We start from the raw sequence: 15,225 nt of genomic DNA on the forward strand, positions 1-15,225 counted from the left end.
ACTGCAGCGGCGCTGCTTATTTCTGTTGTAGCTTCAGACACGCTACCGCCATTAGGTTACAGCTCCCTAAAGGCTGATGGCAAAACGGCTTGTCTGATGACGGCTTAAAAAGTTGCGGAATTCTACCTTTTTAAGCGACATTAATCGAACACTATTAACAGTTTTTGACTGCCATTAACCCTTATCTGGCTGAATTTTACTTATCTGCTGGTTATCCATCGTGGTTTTTACCCACTGCCCCAACAGGTTAAGTAACACGATACTGCGCTTATCGCCCTCGGCCAGTTGATACACTGCCTGAATACCGCTGAACGGACCATTAAGCACGGTAAGTTCATCACCGGTTTTAAATGGCTGATTCTGGTCTTCCTGCTGCTGCCGGGCATGTTGTTGCCGGCTTAGTGAGGCAATAAGTTCAGCTGGCACCTGGGCCAATTGCTGACCGAAGCGGACAAAATCAGTAACGCCACGGGTACTACGAATGGTGCTGAGATTAAGCTGTTCACTGCTGATGCGTAAAAACAAATAGCGCGGAAACATCGGCTCAGTAACTTTAACCTGTTTACCCGCTTTAAGTTTATTCACCGTGAGCAGGGGCACAAAGCTATGAAACCCCTGATTCGCCAGATGCTGTTGCGCCCGCTGCTCTTGCCGCGGCTTACAGTAAAGTAAATACCAGCAGTTTTGCTTCATATCACCAGCAGCCATGTTACCAGCGACGCTCCCAGCGTATGCCAACACCTTGAGTAAATTCAGCTTCAGCTTCACTTCGCGTATCACGGTTTAACTGAGCGTCGATGGTAAGTAAGCCATCACAAAAGGGGGTTTGATAACCGGCAGCCAACTGACTGCTTTTAGTTAATGGTATCTCTGCTACTAACGCAGTGTTTTCACTATAACTTGCCTGACTGAGATTGGCATAAAAGCTGCTGCCATCCCGATAATGCAATTCCAGCCCGGCTAACCAGCGTGTAGCAGCCTGACCAAAAAGGTTATTGTGCTGCAGGCTCTGCCATTGCTGCATATCATCTGCAGTGGATTTGTATTCTGCGACCAGCATCGCCTGAACCGTTGAATTTGCAATTAAATACTCGCTGCCAGCTAACCATCCCAGAGCGCTGTTATTCTGTGTTAGCTCGCCATAGGCAGCCAGGTTGGGGTTTATGCTGTAACGGCTGTCGATACTAAAACTCGTTATTCTGCTATCAGGAAACTGGTAAACCGGGCTGAATTGCTGCTGCGCTGGCACAACATTATTTACGGTATACAGCTGTGAACCACTAATGCCAAATTCAAGCTGACTGTATGGTTTAATATTTACTCTTGCTGCCACTACTTTGGCGTGACGTAGCAGGGCGCTGCCGGGTTGCTCGGCCAGCACCAGTTGCATATTAACCGCGCCCAGGGGCTCCAGTATAGTTAACAACGGCTCACTGCTATTTAAACGGCTTAGTTGCAGTGCCTTGAGTGGCCGACCGTTATTACTGAAATTAGCACTACTGTCGTAACCCGGCCCCCACCACAGTTGCTGCTGCGCGGCACTTAATACCCAATTACCCACAGTATAGGCGGCATAGCTGCCATCCCAGTTACTATTGGCCTGATAGCCGTTGTCATAATGGTTGTCTGCTGCAAACTGTTTACTAATTCCCACGGCCCAGTTTTTACCAATAAACTCGGTACTGATATTCACTTCAGCCTTATGCTGGTAGTGTCGGCCAAAGCCGTTACTGTCGATAGCGTCGCTGCTGGTCGCAACACTAAACGACTTAACTGTGGGCTGTCTGGCAAAATCGGCTGCTGACACTACCCGCAAATATGCAAACAATTGACTGTCGTTCATGCTGGCGGTATTGATGTTAGCTAAGTCGCTAAGTAGCGGCTGCCACATCAGCGGATAGGTATTAATGGGCGAATGCAGATAACCACCATCGGCCAGAATTTTTAAACTGCTACGCAAATACCTGTCGTCGGTATCTACCCAGGGCGCTGCCTGACTAAATAAGGCCACGCTGCTAAAGCATACTGCCAGAAAATAACCTGATAATCGCATTGAAAAATGACATCCTGTACGCTGAAAGCCTTTAGAAACGGCGTGGATGGTAGCAGACCACCGTTATTGTGACAAGCAGCAAGCCCGTACCGTTTTTAGTAAACCTGTTTGCAAGCTTTCAACCGGTTGCCAGCCAAGCTGAGCCCGGATTTTACTGCAATCAATAGCATAGCGTCTATCGTGCCCGGCACGGTCGGTTACAAACTGAATAAATTGGTGATAACTAGCGCCTTTACTTAGCTGACAAAAACCGGCAGGGGCCAATTCATCCAGCAGATCACAAATTTGCTGGACCAATGCTAAATTAGTCAGCCCGCTTAAGCCGCCTATATTGTAGCTCTCACCGACTATACCTTTAGTTAATATAAGATAAAGCGCTGCAGCATGGTCGTCAACGTATAGCCAGTCACGAATTTGTTGGCCATCACCATAAACTGGAATAGGCTTGCCAGCTAACGCGTTGTGAATAGTTTTCGGGATAAGCTTTTCTCTATGCTGCCCTGGGCCATAATTATTACTGCAGTTGCTGATTACGACAGGCAGGCCATAAGTGCGATGCCAGGATCGCACCAGGTGATCTGAGCTGGCCTTGCTGGCCGCATAAGGACTGCTGGGCGCGTAGGCGGTAATTTCGCTGAATGGTTTGGCATCTGGGGCCAGATCACCAAATACTTCGTCAGTTGAAACATGGTGAAACCTGAAGGCCTGCTGTGCAGACGCTGGTAAGGTTTGCCAGTAACTGCGCGTAGCTTCAAGCAACGTATAGGTGCCGACAATATTGGTTTGAATAAATGCTGCCGGCGCATTGATAGAATTATCAACATGGCTCTCTGCCGCCAGGTGCATAACGCAAGTAGGCTGAAAATTGGTAAAAAGATTTTGTAGCAAATTGGCATCACAAATATCGCCCTGCACCATGGTGATCCTTGGCTGCGCTTTAAAACGCTCAACCTCAGCCACATTAGCGGCGTAAGTGAGTTTATCCAGCACCAGCAACTTGTGCTGAGTATGCTTAAGCAAATAGTTAACCAGCGCACAACCAATAAATCCAGCCCCCCCGGTAATAACTACCCTAAAATCACTCTGACCCATTTAATTATTCACTCTGACCCTTTTTAAAGAATAACTTATTCACTCTGACCCATTTTTTGCAGGCAGATGGAGAGGCTATGTTGCCACGGGGGCAGACTAAGACCAAGTTGCTCCGTCAATGCTTCACTGGACAGCACACTGAAAGCCGGCCGCTTTGCCAGAGCGAGCCACTGGTTACTGCTTACTGCAGCGACAGCGATATCGCTGCGGGTTAGTCTGACAATTTCCTGCGCTAATTGATACCAGCTTGCCTGGCCCTGACCGGCGCAGTGCAGCAGCCTGGTTTTGGCAAAGCGTTCAGTAAAGTCTGGTGCCATAACCAGCTTAATACAAAGCGCTGCGAGCTCGCGGGCGTAGGTGGGGCTGCCTATTTGGTCGTTAACCACCTGCAAAAGACTGCCCTGGCGAATTTTACTAACTATACGGCGGACAAAATTGTGGCCAAACTCACTGTACAACCAACTGGTGCGCAAAATTAACCCTGCTGGCGCGATATCTAGCATCGCATTCTCGCCGGCCAGTTTACTCTTGCCATATTGATTAAGCGGTGCCGGCGTATCGATTTCAGTATAGGGCTGATGTTGCCCGCCGTTAAAAACATAGTCGGTACTACAATGCAGTAACGCTGCACCATTGGCTTTGGCGTAATGGCTAAGCTCCGCAACTAATTGCTGGTTAATAAGCCACGCCAGTTCAACCTGGCGCTCTGCTTCATCTACATTGGTGTAAGCACAAGCATTAATAATGATTGACGGCGAGTACTGTTGTAAACAGTGCTTGAGCGCTCTGCTGTCTGTCAGTTCCAGCGCCTGACGCGGTATAAAGCACAGCAGCCGTCGAGTGGCGTCTGGTAAGTTCATGGCTTCAGCGTTCAGCGCCTGGCCTAACTGGCCGGACGCACCGAGGATCACTATCCGCCTAGTCATACAACTTATCAGTAATATTAAAATGAACTGGAAGCGCGCTTAGCAGTGGCTGTTGCTGATCTTTCGCTGATAACCGCAACTGCGAAGGCTGTATAGGCCAGCTTATTGCCAGCGTTGGATCAGCATAATGTAAGCCGCAATCATCTGCCGGACTGTAATAATTATCAACTTTATATTGTAGTAATGCGTGCGACGTTAACGTCAGATAGCCATGAGCAAAGCCACGCGGAATAAATAGCTGCTGAAGCGTATCGGCCGACAACGGCGTAGCCAGTGCCTGACCAAATGTCGGGCTGCCGTGGCGAATATCGACAATAACATCCAGTATCGCTCCCTGCAGTACGCGCACCAGCTTACTTTGGGCAAAAGGCGGTTTTTGATAATGCAGCCCCCGTAACACGCCCAATTGCGAAACAGCTTCATTGTCCTGAATAAAACGCACACTATAGCCAGCAGCGTCATCCAACTGCTGCTGCCGGTAGGTTTCAGCAAAATAACCGCGTTCGTCACTATATGCTTTGTGTTCCAGCAGTAAGGCACCGGTTAAAGCTAATTTACTAATTTTCATTTTAAGTAAGTTCGGGTTTCCGGTTAATTTATTAATTGTAAAAGATACTGGCCGTATTGAGTATTGTGCATTGCCATTGCGAGATCTAATAATTTCGCTTTATCGATATACCCCTGCTCGTAGGCAATTTCCTCCAGGCAAGCAATCTTTAAACCTTGTCGTTGTTCAATAACGTCAATATATGCAGAGGCGGCTTGCAAATGTTCATGGGTACCGGTGTCAAGCCAGGCAAAACCTCGCCCGAGTAGCGTCAACGTTAATCGTTGTTGTTGCAGGTATAACTGATTTAACTCGGTAATCTCAAGCTCCCCGCGAGCCGAGGGAGAAAGTAACCGTGCTTTGTCTACGACATCGGCAGGATAAAAATACAAGCCTGTAACAGCATAATGACTTTTTGGATGCACGGGTTTCTCTTCTAATGACAATACTTTGCCGTCTTCATCCATTTCAGCCACGCCGTAGCGCTGCGGATTACTGACCCGATAACCAAAAACCGTGGCTGAATTTTGCTGAATATTTGCCAGTGCTTGTTGCAGCAGCTGGCTAAATCCATGGCCAACAAAAATGTTATCCCCTAACACTAAGCAGGCAGGACTACCCGCGAGAAAATCCTCTGCGAGTAGAAAAGCCTGAGCGATACCATCAGATGAAGGCTGGATACAATAGCTAAAATTGACACCAAAATCGTTGCCGTCACCCAGCAGTCGCTTAAAGGCCGCCTGGTCTTCCGCTGTGGTAATTAACAGGATGTCACGGATCCCCGACAGCATCAGGACAGATATCGGGTAGTAGATCATCGGTTTGTCGTAAATCGGCAGCAATTGTTTGGATACACCACGCGTGATCGGATGCAAACGGCTACCTGTGCCGCCTGCTAACACGATTCCTTTAACGCTGTTTTGTGCCCTAGCCTCGCCCATGCTCGTCCCATATCAGACATATCAATACAAAGCCTGCATCTTACCAAACTAAAAAGGGTCAGAGTGATTTTAAAAATCACTCTGACCCTTTTTATTGCCAGTCTCGAATTTATTGCTATCTTTTATACAACTTAAATTAACTTTATTTTAATATGCCACGCAGAAAACGATACCTGATTGCGAAGATGCCCTACCATGTGGTCCAGCGGGGTCATAATCGTAGCAACTGTTTTTATGATGAAACAGATAAGGCCTGTTATCTATCGATATTAGAGACTTACCTGAAAACGTATCAGGTGCAGTTACACGCTTTTGTGTTGATGAGCAATCATGTTCATTTATTGCTGACTGCCAGCAAAGATGATGTTATTTCACGTGTAATACAGAATCTTGGACGTGATTATGTGCACTATTTTAATAAACGCTATCAAAGAGTTGGTACGCTGTGGGACGGGCGCTTTAAGGATAGCCTGGTTGAAACTGATCAGTATTTTCTGACGTGTCAGCGTTACATTGAGTTAAACCCGGTTCGGGCTAAAATGGTGGCCCACCCGGCTGATTACCATTGGTCAAGTTATCATGCTAACGCCAGAGGTATAAAAATAAGTGTGGTCACTCCGCATCAGGTCTATTTAAATTTGGCAGAAACGGCTGAGAGGCGTTTGGAAAACTACCGGGCTTTATTTCAGGACAGCTTGCCGGCTGATGACTTAAAGTCTATCCGTGACGCTATCAAGCACAGTTATCCGCTGGCAAATGAAAGTTTTGTTCAACACCTTACTACCAAGTACAACATGAATTTTGGCCGGCGAAACAAAGGCAGGCCAGAAAAAGGGTCAGAGTGAATAAATTATTCACTCTGACCCTTTTTAGAAGGAATTACAGCCTTAAGTCGGCGTCGGCGGCGTTAAGCAGGTATTTCAGGTCGTATAAAATATGCTGAGGCTTGGCCAGCGCTTTGATACCTGCTGCGCCCATTTCACGGAACTGCTTGTGGGCGACAGCCAGAATAATGGCATCGTAGCTGCCAGCTGCGGGCTTGGTAATCGGAGTAATGCCGTACTCATGCTCCGCTTCTTTGCCATCAACCCAGGGGTCGTATACGTCAGCCGTTACGCCGTATTCTTTTAGCTCACTGAGGATATCTATCACTTTGGTATTGCGGATATCGGGGCAGTTTTCTTTAAAGGTCAGGCCCATTAACAACACTTTGGCCCCGGCAACGTGAATGCGCTTTTTCACCATGGCTTTTACCAGCTCACTGACCACATAGCGGCCCATGCTGTCGTTGATGCGCCGCCCAGCCAGAATAACTTCCGGATGATAACCAATAGATTGTGCTTTATGGGTTAAGTAGTAAGGGTCGACCCCGATACAGTGGCCACCAACCAGGCCTGGCCGAAATGGCAGGAAGTTCCATTTGGTGCCCGCTGCCAGTAATACTTCTTCGGTGTCGATATCCAGTTTATTAAAAATAACGGCCAATTCATTGATCAGCGCAATGTTCAGATCTCGCTGGGTATTTTCAATAACCTTGGCAGCCTCGGCCACTCTGATACTACTTGCCATATAGGTGCCGGCAGTAATAATGCTGGCGTATAAAGCATCAACCGTCGCCGCAATGGCCGGCGTAGAGCCGGATGTGACCTTTTTAATGGTGGTAACCCGGTGCTCTTTGTCGCCAGGATTAATGCGCTCGGGGCTGTAACCGGCGTAAAAATCGACGTTGTATTTCAGGCCAGATACCCGCTCTATAACCGGGATACAATCTTCTTCAGTCGCGCCGGGATACACGGTTGATTCGTATATTACGATATCGCCCTGGCTTATCACTTTACCCAGCGTTTCGGATGCTTTAATTAGTGGGGTTAAATCGGGACGGCGGTGCTCGTCAATTGGCGTTGGCACCGTGACAATATAAATATTGGCACTTTTTAAGTCATCAAGCTGATGGCTGAACTGCAACTTGCTGGCAGTGGCCAGCTCTTCACTGCTGACTTCCAGCGTGTGGTCTGTACCGTTTTGCAGCTCGGCTACCCGGGCCCGATTAATATCAAAACCCAGGGTCTGATAATGCTTACCAAATTCTACCGCCAAAGGCAGGCCGACATAACCAAGACCAATAACGGCCAGTTTTGCATCTGTTAACGCTGTCATATCTTTCCTTTTGCCATTATTTTGCTGGCTGGGCAATGTACCAGGGCATCGCCACGGCGATACCTTCGTTAATAGTATGGCTGGGTAAATAGCCCAGCATTAAACGCGCTTTACTGACGTCGGCCTGCGAATGGCGGACATCGCCCGGCCTGAAATCGGCATATTGCGGACAATGTGGATAAGCAATACCGTTGCCGGCCAGTGCCGTTTGGATGGCACTGAATAACTGGTTTAAGGTAGTTCTGTCACCCACGGCCACATTAAACACTTCGCTTTGCTCAATAGTAGCCAGTGCAGCACGGATATTGGCCTGCACCGCATTGGCGATAAAACAGAAATCGCGGCTGGTTTCACCGTCGCCGTTAATGATCACTTTGTCACCGGCGATCATGGCTGCAGTCCACTTTGGAATGACCGCAGCATAGGCACCTGCGGGGTCCTGCCGCGGCCCAAACACATTAAAATACCGCAAGCCTATACTATGAAAGCCATAGCTACGACTAAATACATCAGCGTACAGTTCGTTGACATATTTTGTAATCGCATAAGGGGATAAAGGCTTGCCAATATTGGCTTCTACTTTGGGCAGGGCCGGATGATCGCCATAGGTAGAACTGGACGCCGCATACACAAAACGTTTAACGCCCGCGTCACGGGCAGCCACCAGCATGTTTAGGAAACCACTTATGTTCACTTCATTGGTGGTAACCGGATCGGCCAGTGAGCGCGGTACTGAGCCAAGCGCCGCCTGATGCAGTACATAGTCGACTCCGGCAACGGTCTGTTGGCAATGCCCGGGGTTACGAATATCGCCTTCAATAAAGGTAAACCGTTGCCATTGTTCAGGACTTACCAAGCGTTGCACTTCATCTAAATTACGTTGATGGCCGGTGGCAAAATTATCCAGGCCGGTAACCTGTTGATCGGCTTCCAGTAAGGTTTGTAATAAGTTGGAACCGATAAAGCCGGCACAACCGGTTATCAGCCAGCGTGGCGTAGCTGAACCTGCGGCTTTTTCTTTAATTATCTGCCTAAAATCCATTTCTGTTAATCCTTCTACCGACTGCTGGCTGTTCAGGGTATTTTCCACACAGCACTTAACTCGCTGCAGCATAACATGGCTGCGCAACGGAGTTAAACCTCTGCATAGCGCGTTAAAATATTATTTGCTGGCGGCCATATGTTGCTTTATCGCGCTAACTATCCGCTGGCAGGCTTTACCGTCGCCATAAGGGTTATGGGCAAAGCTCATACCCTGGTAGTACTCGCTGTCGGTAAGCAAACGGCTGACCTGCTCGACAATTCTCTGGCGGTTAGTACCAACCAGCTTTACGGTGCCGGCACTGACGGCTTCCGGCCGCTCGGTAGTATCCCGCATTACCAGCACGGGTTTGCCCAACGATGGTGCTTCTTCCTGAATACCGCCAGAATCGGTCAGTACAATCGTCGCCTTACTCATCAGGTACACAAACGGCAGATAATCTTGCGGCGGAATTAAGTGAACATTGCTGACATCGCTCAGCAGACGATAGACCGGCTCGCGCACATTCGGGTTTAAATGCACCGGATAAACGATGTCGCAATCGGTGAAGGTTTTTGCCAGCTCAGCTAAGGCGGCACATATTTGTTCAAAGCCATCGCCAAAACTCTCACGCCGGTGGCCGGTAACCAGAATTAAACGCCGGCCATTCTGACCATATGGAAACTGATTGGCAAAGGCGTCACTCAGTTTTTCGTCTTCAGTAATTTTATCCACTACCTGCAATAGGGCATCAATAACGGTGTTACCGGTAACCATAATAGACGTGGCAGCCACATTTTCCGCCACCAAATTAGCCGCTGAGGTATCTGTTGGGGCAAAGTGCAGGCTGGTAATGGCCCCGGTCAGCTTCCGATTAGCTTCTTCCGGCCACGGGCTATAGATGTTGCCGGTGCGCAGCCCTGCTTCAACATGGCCAACCGCAATTTTTTCATAATAGCAGCCGAGCGCCGCGGCGAAAGTGGTGCTGGTATCGCCATGCACCAACACGATATCGGGCTGAAAATCACGTAACACCGGCTTTATTTTCAGCAAAATGCTGGTGGTCACGTCGTAAAGATCCTGGCCGGACTTCATTATGGCCAAATCATATTCAGGTTGTATAGCAAACAAACTGAGTACCTGATCCAACATCTCACGGTGCTGGCCGGTGACACAAACCCGGCTGTCGATTTCACTGTCTTGCTTTAGCAAATTTACCAGCGGCGCCATTTTAATTGCTTCGGGGCGGGTACCGAACACGCTGAGTACTTTAATCATATTAATCCTTAATTCTGTAAATCCATTTAAATCACTCTGACCCATTTTTTCTTATAGCAGGAAAAGGAAAAAAGGGTCAGAGTGATTTTAATTATTGGAATTCGTCAAGATAGTCCAGTAGCTCATCGTCCAGCTCTTCTTCTTTGGGCTGTGGCGGATTACCGTCGTATATTTTAAATTCCTGACGTTGATAATAAGATTCTTTAACAAAAGCGTACGGATCGAGTGAGTCTTCCAGCATTTGTTCCAGGTTCATCAACTGTTCCCGGCTATCCAAAGCATTGATCGCAAAACGGGTGATGGTTAATGGCGTACTTAGTAACGCCAACGGAAAATATAAGCCATCTACCACGTCACCTGCGGTATCACGCACCGTTGTTGGCCCGCGGCCAGGCACCATTAAATAAGCACCATCACCCACGCCCCATACTGCAAGAGTCTGGTTAAAGTCTTCTTCCGTTTCGGTCAGACCAATTTTCGAGGCAACATCAAATAAGCCTAGCAAACCGACAGTAGAGTTAACCAGAAAACGGCCGGCGCTGATGGCAGCACGGTCTGGTTTAGCCTGCAATAAGCCATTTAAAAAACTGGCAGGCTCGTTTAAATTCTCCACCACATTGATTAAACCTTTGCGAGCCGGCTTGGGTACCACGGTCATATAGCCTACTGTCGCTGGCCTTAATAGGTATTTATCCAGTATATCGTAGTTAAAATCCCATAATGGCCGGTTAATGGACTCCAGCGGATCACGCGGGTCAGCATAGGCAGGCGCTTCGGGCTCTGCCGCCTCTGCTGCCTCAACATATTCATTCTGCTCGGCGTTTTGCTGCTGATTTAGCGGTGTGGGCGGCTCAACCTTGCTGGCGCAGCCACTGACAAACAACGCTGCACAAAGGCTAAGCACTGCCGGTAATCGTAACGTATTGTATCTCACTGCCATGTCAGGGTTCCAGAGTCAGCGCTACGCTGATTTTTGCTTCGTTAAAGGTTAGGATGTCAGATTCTACCTGCAGATCGCCCGGCATTTGCTCTACAGTTCCTGCCTGTGACATACGGGCAACCACTATCACTTGCTCCGCTCTGGCTAAGCTCCATTCTGGCTGCATAGCCATTTTTTCGTCCAGCAGTAACTCTACTTCGCCACTGGGCAGCGGTATGCGCTGCACCGCTAAGGGTAAGTTAGACCCCCCAACCGCGCGGGCGAATAAAAACAGGCTGGCATCAGGATTGGCTGCTGCCAGCTGGTGCGCTACCGTTAAGCGCACCCGGATTTGCCGGCCAATAGTGGCAATAGTATCTGCGCCCAGCTCACTTAGCTTGCTCAGAACCAGCGGATAACGCGGGTCATCTTGCTCCAGTTGCTCTGCCAGTAAGCTCCAGGCTTTAATAGCTTCAGCCGTGTCGCCTTTGTCGTGGGCGATTAACGCCATTAACGACATGGCATCGAGGTTATCGGGCTCGGTTAACAATACCCTGGCCACCGCGCGCCCGGCCCGGCCGAGGTTTTCATCGCCACCGACCACAATTAATGCCTGGGAGTAATTTAACAACAGCGGTATGCGGTTAGGGCTAAGCGCCAGCGATTTTTCAAATGCTTCAATAGCATCTTCCATTAAGCCCTGTGACATCCAGATCCGGCCAAGTAACATCCAGGCTACGGCGTCATCGCCATCCACTGCCAGCTTGGTGCGCAGTGCCAACGCAAACAAGCGGGTTTCATGTTCAGATAATGGCTCACCCTGGCCCAGCAGCGCCCGCTCCCCATAACTTGCCAGTTCAGTTTTGGCTAACTGCCAGTCGGCCAGTTGCTGATAGTGGCCATTAAACCGATAGGTTAATGCCACCACCACAAACACCAGCGCGACCAGAGCCAAATGCCATAACAACTGGTGTTTCGGCTGGCGAAAACTGATGGTTTGCTGCTGTTGCTGATTAAACTGCTGTTTTAATTCTGCCGCGGCGCTGGCAAAATCCTGCTCGGCCAACTCGCCACTGTCGCGGGCCAACGCCAGCAGTTGCAGGCGCTCTTCAAATAATTGCAGCGGCGTCTGGTTATTGGCCGCGTTGGCTTTACGGGGCCAGCTGATAATTATGACGCAAAGCGCCAACATAAGCAGGGCAACCAATAGCAGAGGCCATAACGTCATTTCTTACTCCGGTATTGTTCGATCAATTCGTCCAGCTCGGCATCCAGCGCAGCCGATGCGCTCTGCTCAGATGCAGACTCTGCTGCGGCTTCTGATGAAGATTCAGCAGCCTGCTGCCGGCGGCGCTTTAGCTGCAGCGCGACCAGAGCCAGCAGCATAAGCACTGGTGCCAGCCACAATAACAAGGTGTAGCGATTTAGCGGTGGCTGATAATGTACAAAATTGCCATAACGGTTAATCATATAATCTAATACGTCGTCGCGACTGCTGCCCTGCTTAATCATATCGTAAGTTTTCTGGCGCATGTCGACAGAGACAATCGCGTTAGAATCGGCAATATTCTGATTCTGACACTGTGGACAACGCAGCTCAGCCGTCAGCTGCTGGTAGAGTTTCCGTTGCGTTTCGTTATCAAAACGCAATGCTTCTTCTGTTGCAAAAGCCGGTGTTGCACAAGCCGAAAGGGCAAGCAGTATGCTGGTGAGGAGCCAAAGCAGAGTCTTCATCACTGGCTGCCATCCTGTTGCCGCCATTTCTGATAAAGCGGCGCCAGTTTATTGCGCCACACCTGCGGATTAATATCGCCAATATGGTGTTCGCGCACGATGCCGTTGCTATCGACAATAAAGGTTTCAGGTGCACCGCTTACGCCTAAATCCAGCGATAAACTGCGATCTGCATCCAGTATATTAAACTGATATGGATTACCACGCTGCTGCAATTTGTTGCTGACATCGGCCTGTAGCATTGTTAAATCAAAACTTTCACCCAGCAATGGATCGACCGGCAATACATAATATAAGCCAATAATTTTAACGCCCTGCTGCTTCAGCTCTGTCATATAACTCAGCTCGGCGTTACAGGTAGGACACCAGGTGCCCCAAACATTAAGTAAAAACGTTTCACCACGCAGTTGCTCTGGCTGCCAGCGCTGTGCTGGTTGCATTAAATCAGGCAGGCTGAATGCGGGCAACGGTTTGTTGGTGGTAACGGATTCACGCTCCATCGGGTTTGAAAACAGACCACTGAGTAAAAATAACGCCAGAGTCAGAAACAACACCAATGGCACATAAAACATAAGTTTACGCATTAATAGCCTCCGACTTATTTGCTGCAGTAAGCCTGCTACTGCCCCGGCGATAGCGCTTATCAAGCAGTGCCACCAGCGCGCCCAGTGCCATTAGCAGCCCACCCAGCCAAATCCAACGCACAAAAGGTTTAACGTAAAGTCGCAGTGCCCAGGCATTGTCCGGCAGCGCCTCGCCCAATGATACGTAAAGATCACGGCTTAATCTGGCATGCACTGCCGACTCGGTCATCACGGTGCGCTGAATTTGATAAAAACGTTTCTCGGCATGCAACTGGCTGATTAGCTGTCCTTTACTGTTATGCACGGCAATTTCAGCCGCTTCGCCACCAAAGTTCGCGCCCTGCAACGGGTAGACTTCCAGTAGGGTAAACTGGTAACCGGCCAGGCTGATGCTGTCGTTAATTTGCATCCGCACATCGCGCTCGACACTGTAGGTTTTAGTCATGGCCACCCCCACCACCAACACGGCAAAACCGATATGGGCGATAGTCATGCCATAGTGGCTGGCGTGTAACTTAAACGCGCCTTTGCTAACCGAACCAAACTGGCTAAGCCGCTGGTATAACTCGTATAATGCGGATAAGCCCACCCAGGCGCCTAACAGCAACCCCAGCAAGGCTAAATTTGCCTGGATACTTTGCATCGCAGCCAGGGTACCGAGGGCCAACGTCAGACTGGCCAGTGCAATTAAACTAAAAGGCCCAAGTAATGGCTTCACCGGTTGCTGTTTCCAGCGCACCCAGGGCCCGAGGCCAAGCAACAACGCAAATGGAATAGTCAGGTAGTAAAACATCTGGTTAAAAAATGGTTCGCCAATCGAAATGGTGCCCAGCCCCAACTCTTTATGGAACAGCGGGAATAGCGTGCCTAGAAACACCACCAGGGTGGCGGTTAATAAAAAGACATTATTGCCCCATAGCATCACTTCGCGCGAAAACAACTGATAACGGGCCTGACTGCGCACTGAATTCATCCGGCTGGCATATAACGCCAGCGAGCCACCAATCACCAGCAGCAAGAATATCAGTAAGAATATACCGCGGTCGGGATCGGCAGCAAACGAGTGCACCGATACCAACACGCCGGAGCGGACTAAAAATGCCCCGACCAGACTTAACGAAAAAGCCCCTAATGCCAGTAATACCGTCCACGATTTGAACGTACCGCGCTTTTCGGTCACCGCCAGGCTGTGTAGTAACGCCGTGCCTACCAGCCAAGGCAGGAAAGACGCGTTCTCAACCGGGTCCCAGAACCACCAACCGCCCCAGCCCAGCTCGTGGTAGGCCCACCAGCTGCCAAACATAATGCCTAAGGTTAAAAACAACCAGGCTGCCAGGGTCCAGGGCCGGGCCCAGCGCGCCCAGGTACTGTCAAATTTACCACCAATTAATGCGGCGATCGCAAAGGCAAACGACACCGCAAAGCCCACGTAGCCCATATACAATAGCGGCGGGTGGATGATCATGCCAAAATCCTGCAACAGCGGATTTAAATCCATCCCCTCGACCGGATAAAACGGCAAACTACGGGCAAACGGATTAGACATAAACAACGAAAATGCAATAAAGCCGATGTTAATAAGGCCCAGCACACCCAGGATCCGGCCCTGCATTAACAACGGCAGGCCTTTGGAAAATATCGCCACCAGCGCAGTCCAGCCAGACAACATTAAGATCCACAGCAGCATTGAGCCTTCGTGGGAGCCAAAGCTGGCGGTGATTTTGTAGTACCAGGGTAAAATTGAACTGGAATTGGTCGCGACATTAATCACGGTAAAATCGCTGGTTAAGAACGCATGAACCAGCGCCAGTTTTGCCAGCAAACAAAAAATAAATAAACCAATCGCCAACGGTTTGGCCTGCAGCAATGCCCGTTGGTTACCACTAAAACTGCCATAAAATGGCACTATTGCCAGTAGTACTGATAATGCCAGAGCAAAGGTCAGTGCCAGCTGGCCATATTCAGCTATCATC

15 protein-coding genes are annotated in these 15,225 nt (G+C 49.4%); 1 reads left to right on the forward strand and 14 read right to left on the reverse strand.

The window, feature by feature from the left end; translation table 11 throughout:
- Nucleotides 1-174: 174 nt before the first annotated feature.
- The 6 genes from rfaH to rfbA form a co-directional block, all read right to left on the reverse strand.
- Nucleotides 175-693, reverse strand: a complete 519-nt coding sequence (rfaH, locus tag B2X65_RS04620; protein ID WP_290610962.1) for a transcription/translation regulatory transformer protein RfaH — start codon at nucleotides 691-693, stop codon at nucleotides 175-177.
- A 16-nt stretch (nucleotides 694-709) separates the two neighbouring features.
- Nucleotides 710-2,053, reverse strand: a complete 1,344-nt coding sequence (locus tag B2X65_RS04625; protein ID WP_290610963.1) for a capsule assembly Wzi family protein — start codon at nucleotides 2,051-2,053, stop codon at nucleotides 710-712.
- A 63-nt stretch (nucleotides 2,054-2,116) separates the two neighbouring features.
- Complete coding sequence (gene rfbB, locus B2X65_RS04630) at nucleotides 2,117-3,145, reverse strand: dTDP-glucose 4,6-dehydratase (protein ID WP_290610964.1); 1,029 nt, start codon at nucleotides 3,143-3,145, stop codon at nucleotides 2,117-2,119.
- 35 nt (nucleotides 3,146-3,180) lie between these two features.
- Nucleotides 3,181-4,071: a dTDP-4-dehydrorhamnose reductase gene (gene rfbD, locus B2X65_RS04635; protein ID WP_290610965.1), complete on the reverse strand. Its 891-nt coding sequence runs from the start codon at nucleotides 4,069-4,071 to the stop codon at nucleotides 3,181-3,183.
- Entirely contained in the window at nucleotides 4,064-4,639 is a 576-nt protein-coding gene (rfbC, locus tag B2X65_RS04640) for a dTDP-4-dehydrorhamnose 3,5-epimerase (RefSeq protein WP_290610966.1), read from the reverse strand. Before rfbC ends, rfbD begins: the two co-directional genes overlap by 8 nt.
- Nucleotides 4,640-4,662: 23 nt before the next feature.
- Nucleotides 4,663-5,559, reverse strand: a complete 897-nt coding sequence (rfbA, locus tag B2X65_RS04645) for a glucose-1-phosphate thymidylyltransferase RfbA (protein WP_290610968.1) — start codon at nucleotides 5,557-5,559, stop codon at nucleotides 4,663-4,665.
- A 185-nt stretch (nucleotides 5,560-5,744) separates the two neighbouring features.
- Here rfbA and B2X65_RS04650 point away from each other — a divergent pair, with 185 nt between their 5' ends.
- Nucleotides 5,745-6,404 (forward strand): transposase, encoded by a 660-nt coding sequence (locus B2X65_RS04650; protein WP_290610969.1) that lies wholly within the window; start codon nucleotides 5,745-5,747, stop codon nucleotides 6,402-6,404.
- Nucleotides 6,405-6,438: 34 nt separating this feature from the next.
- Here B2X65_RS04650 and tviB read toward each other — a convergent pair whose 3' ends face one another.
- The 8 genes from tviB to B2X65_RS04690 form a co-directional block, all read right to left on the reverse strand.
- Complete coding sequence (gene tviB, locus B2X65_RS04655) at nucleotides 6,439-7,716, reverse strand: Vi polysaccharide biosynthesis UDP-N-acetylglucosamine C-6 dehydrogenase TviB (RefSeq protein WP_290610970.1); 1,278 nt, start codon at nucleotides 7,714-7,716, stop codon at nucleotides 6,439-6,441.
- Between the two features lie 16 nt (nucleotides 7,717-7,732).
- The gene (locus tag B2X65_RS04660) at nucleotides 7,733-8,758 is read right to left on the reverse strand and encodes an SDR family oxidoreductase (RefSeq protein ID WP_414631410.1); all 1,026 of its coding nucleotides are present in this window, start codon (nucleotides 8,756-8,758) and stop codon (nucleotides 7,733-7,735) included.
- A gap of 120 nt (nucleotides 8,759-8,878) precedes the next feature.
- A complete protein-coding gene (wecB, locus tag B2X65_RS04665; protein ID WP_349678699.1) occupies nucleotides 8,879-10,015 on the reverse strand; it encodes a non-hydrolyzing UDP-N-acetylglucosamine 2-epimerase in 1,137 nt (378 codons plus the stop codon).
- Between the two features lie 91 nt (nucleotides 10,016-10,106).
- Nucleotides 10,107-10,955, reverse strand: a complete 849-nt coding sequence (locus B2X65_RS04670; RefSeq protein WP_290610972.1) for an MlaA family lipoprotein — start codon at nucleotides 10,953-10,955, stop codon at nucleotides 10,107-10,109.
- A 1-nt stretch (nucleotide 10,956) separates the two neighbouring features.
- A complete protein-coding gene (ccmI, locus tag B2X65_RS04675; protein WP_290610974.1) occupies nucleotides 10,957-12,162 on the reverse strand; it encodes a c-type cytochrome biogenesis protein CcmI in 1,206 nt (401 codons plus the stop codon).
- Nucleotides 12,159-12,668, reverse strand: a complete 510-nt coding sequence (locus B2X65_RS04680) for a cytochrome c-type biogenesis protein (protein ID WP_290611044.1) — start codon at nucleotides 12,666-12,668, stop codon at nucleotides 12,159-12,161. Before B2X65_RS04680 ends, ccmI begins: the two co-directional genes overlap by 4 nt.
- Nucleotides 12,668-13,252 (reverse strand): DsbE family thiol:disulfide interchange protein, encoded by a 585-nt coding sequence (locus tag B2X65_RS04685; protein ID WP_290610975.1) that lies wholly within the window; start codon nucleotides 13,250-13,252, stop codon nucleotides 12,668-12,670. Before B2X65_RS04685 ends, B2X65_RS04680 begins: the two co-directional genes overlap by 1 nt.
- Entirely contained in the window at nucleotides 13,245-15,224 is a 1,980-nt protein-coding gene (locus B2X65_RS04690) for a heme lyase CcmF/NrfE family subunit (protein ID WP_290610977.1), read from the reverse strand. Before B2X65_RS04690 ends, B2X65_RS04685 begins: the two co-directional genes overlap by 8 nt.
- Between the last annotated feature and the right edge of the window lies 1 nt (nucleotide 15,225).

Source organism: Arsukibacterium sp. UBA3155, assembly GCA_002364615.1.
GTDB lineage: Bacteria > Pseudomonadota > Gammaproteobacteria > Enterobacterales > Alteromonadaceae > Alishewanella.

What these genes read in the sequence shown, in the direction of transcription:
- rfaH (WP_290610962.1), bottom strand. Translation starts at nt 693, where the DNA reads ATGAAGCAAAACTGCTGGTATTTACTTTACTGTAAGCCGCGGCAAGAG.
- B2X65_RS04625 (WP_290610963.1), bottom strand. Translation starts at nt 2,053, where the DNA reads ATGCGATTATCAGGTTATTTTCTGGCAGTATGCTTTAGCAGCGTGGCC.
- rfbB (WP_290610964.1), bottom strand. Translation starts at nt 3,145, where the DNA reads ATGGGTCAGAGTGATTTTAGGGTAGTTATTACCGGGGGGGCTGGATTT.
- rfbD (WP_290610965.1), bottom strand. Translation starts at nt 4,071, where the DNA reads ATGACTAGGCGGATAGTGATCCTCGGTGCGTCCGGCCAGTTAGGCCAG.
- rfbC (WP_290610966.1), bottom strand. Translation starts at nt 4,639, where the DNA reads ATGAAAATTAGTAAATTAGCTTTAACCGGTGCCTTACTGCTGGAACAC.
- rfbA (WP_290610968.1), bottom strand. Translation starts at nt 5,559, where the DNA reads ATGGGCGAGGCTAGGGCACAAAACAGCGTTAAAGGAATCGTGTTAGCA.
- B2X65_RS04650 (WP_290610969.1), top strand. Translation starts at nt 5,745, where the DNA reads ATGCCCTACCATGTGGTCCAGCGGGGTCATAATCGTAGCAACTGTTTT.
- tviB (WP_290610970.1), bottom strand. Translation starts at nt 7,716, where the DNA reads ATGACAGCGTTAACAGATGCAAAACTGGCCGTTATTGGTCTTGGTTAT.
- B2X65_RS04660 (WP_414631410.1), bottom strand. Translation starts at nt 8,758, where the DNA reads ATGGATTTTAGGCAGATAATTAAAGAAAAAGCCGCAGGTTCAGCTACG.
- wecB (WP_349678699.1), bottom strand. Translation starts at nt 10,015, where the DNA reads ATGATTAAAGTACTCAGCGTGTTCGGTACCCGCCCCGAAGCAATTAAA.
- B2X65_RS04670 (WP_290610972.1), bottom strand. Translation starts at nt 10,955, where the DNA reads ATGGCAGTGAGATACAATACGTTACGATTACCGGCAGTGCTTAGCCTT.
- ccmI (WP_290610974.1), bottom strand. Translation starts at nt 12,162, where the DNA reads ATGACGTTATGGCCTCTGCTATTGGTTGCCCTGCTTATGTTGGCGCTT.
- B2X65_RS04680 (WP_290611044.1), bottom strand. Translation starts at nt 12,668, where the DNA reads ATGAAGACTCTGCTTTGGCTCCTCACCAGCATACTGCTTGCCCTTTCG.
- B2X65_RS04685 (WP_290610975.1), bottom strand. Translation starts at nt 13,252, where the DNA reads ATGCGTAAACTTATGTTTTATGTGCCATTGGTGTTGTTTCTGACTCTG.
- B2X65_RS04690 (WP_290610977.1), bottom strand. Translation starts at nt 15,224, where the DNA reads ATGATAGCTGAATATGGCCAGCTGGCACTGACCTTTGCTCTGGCATTA.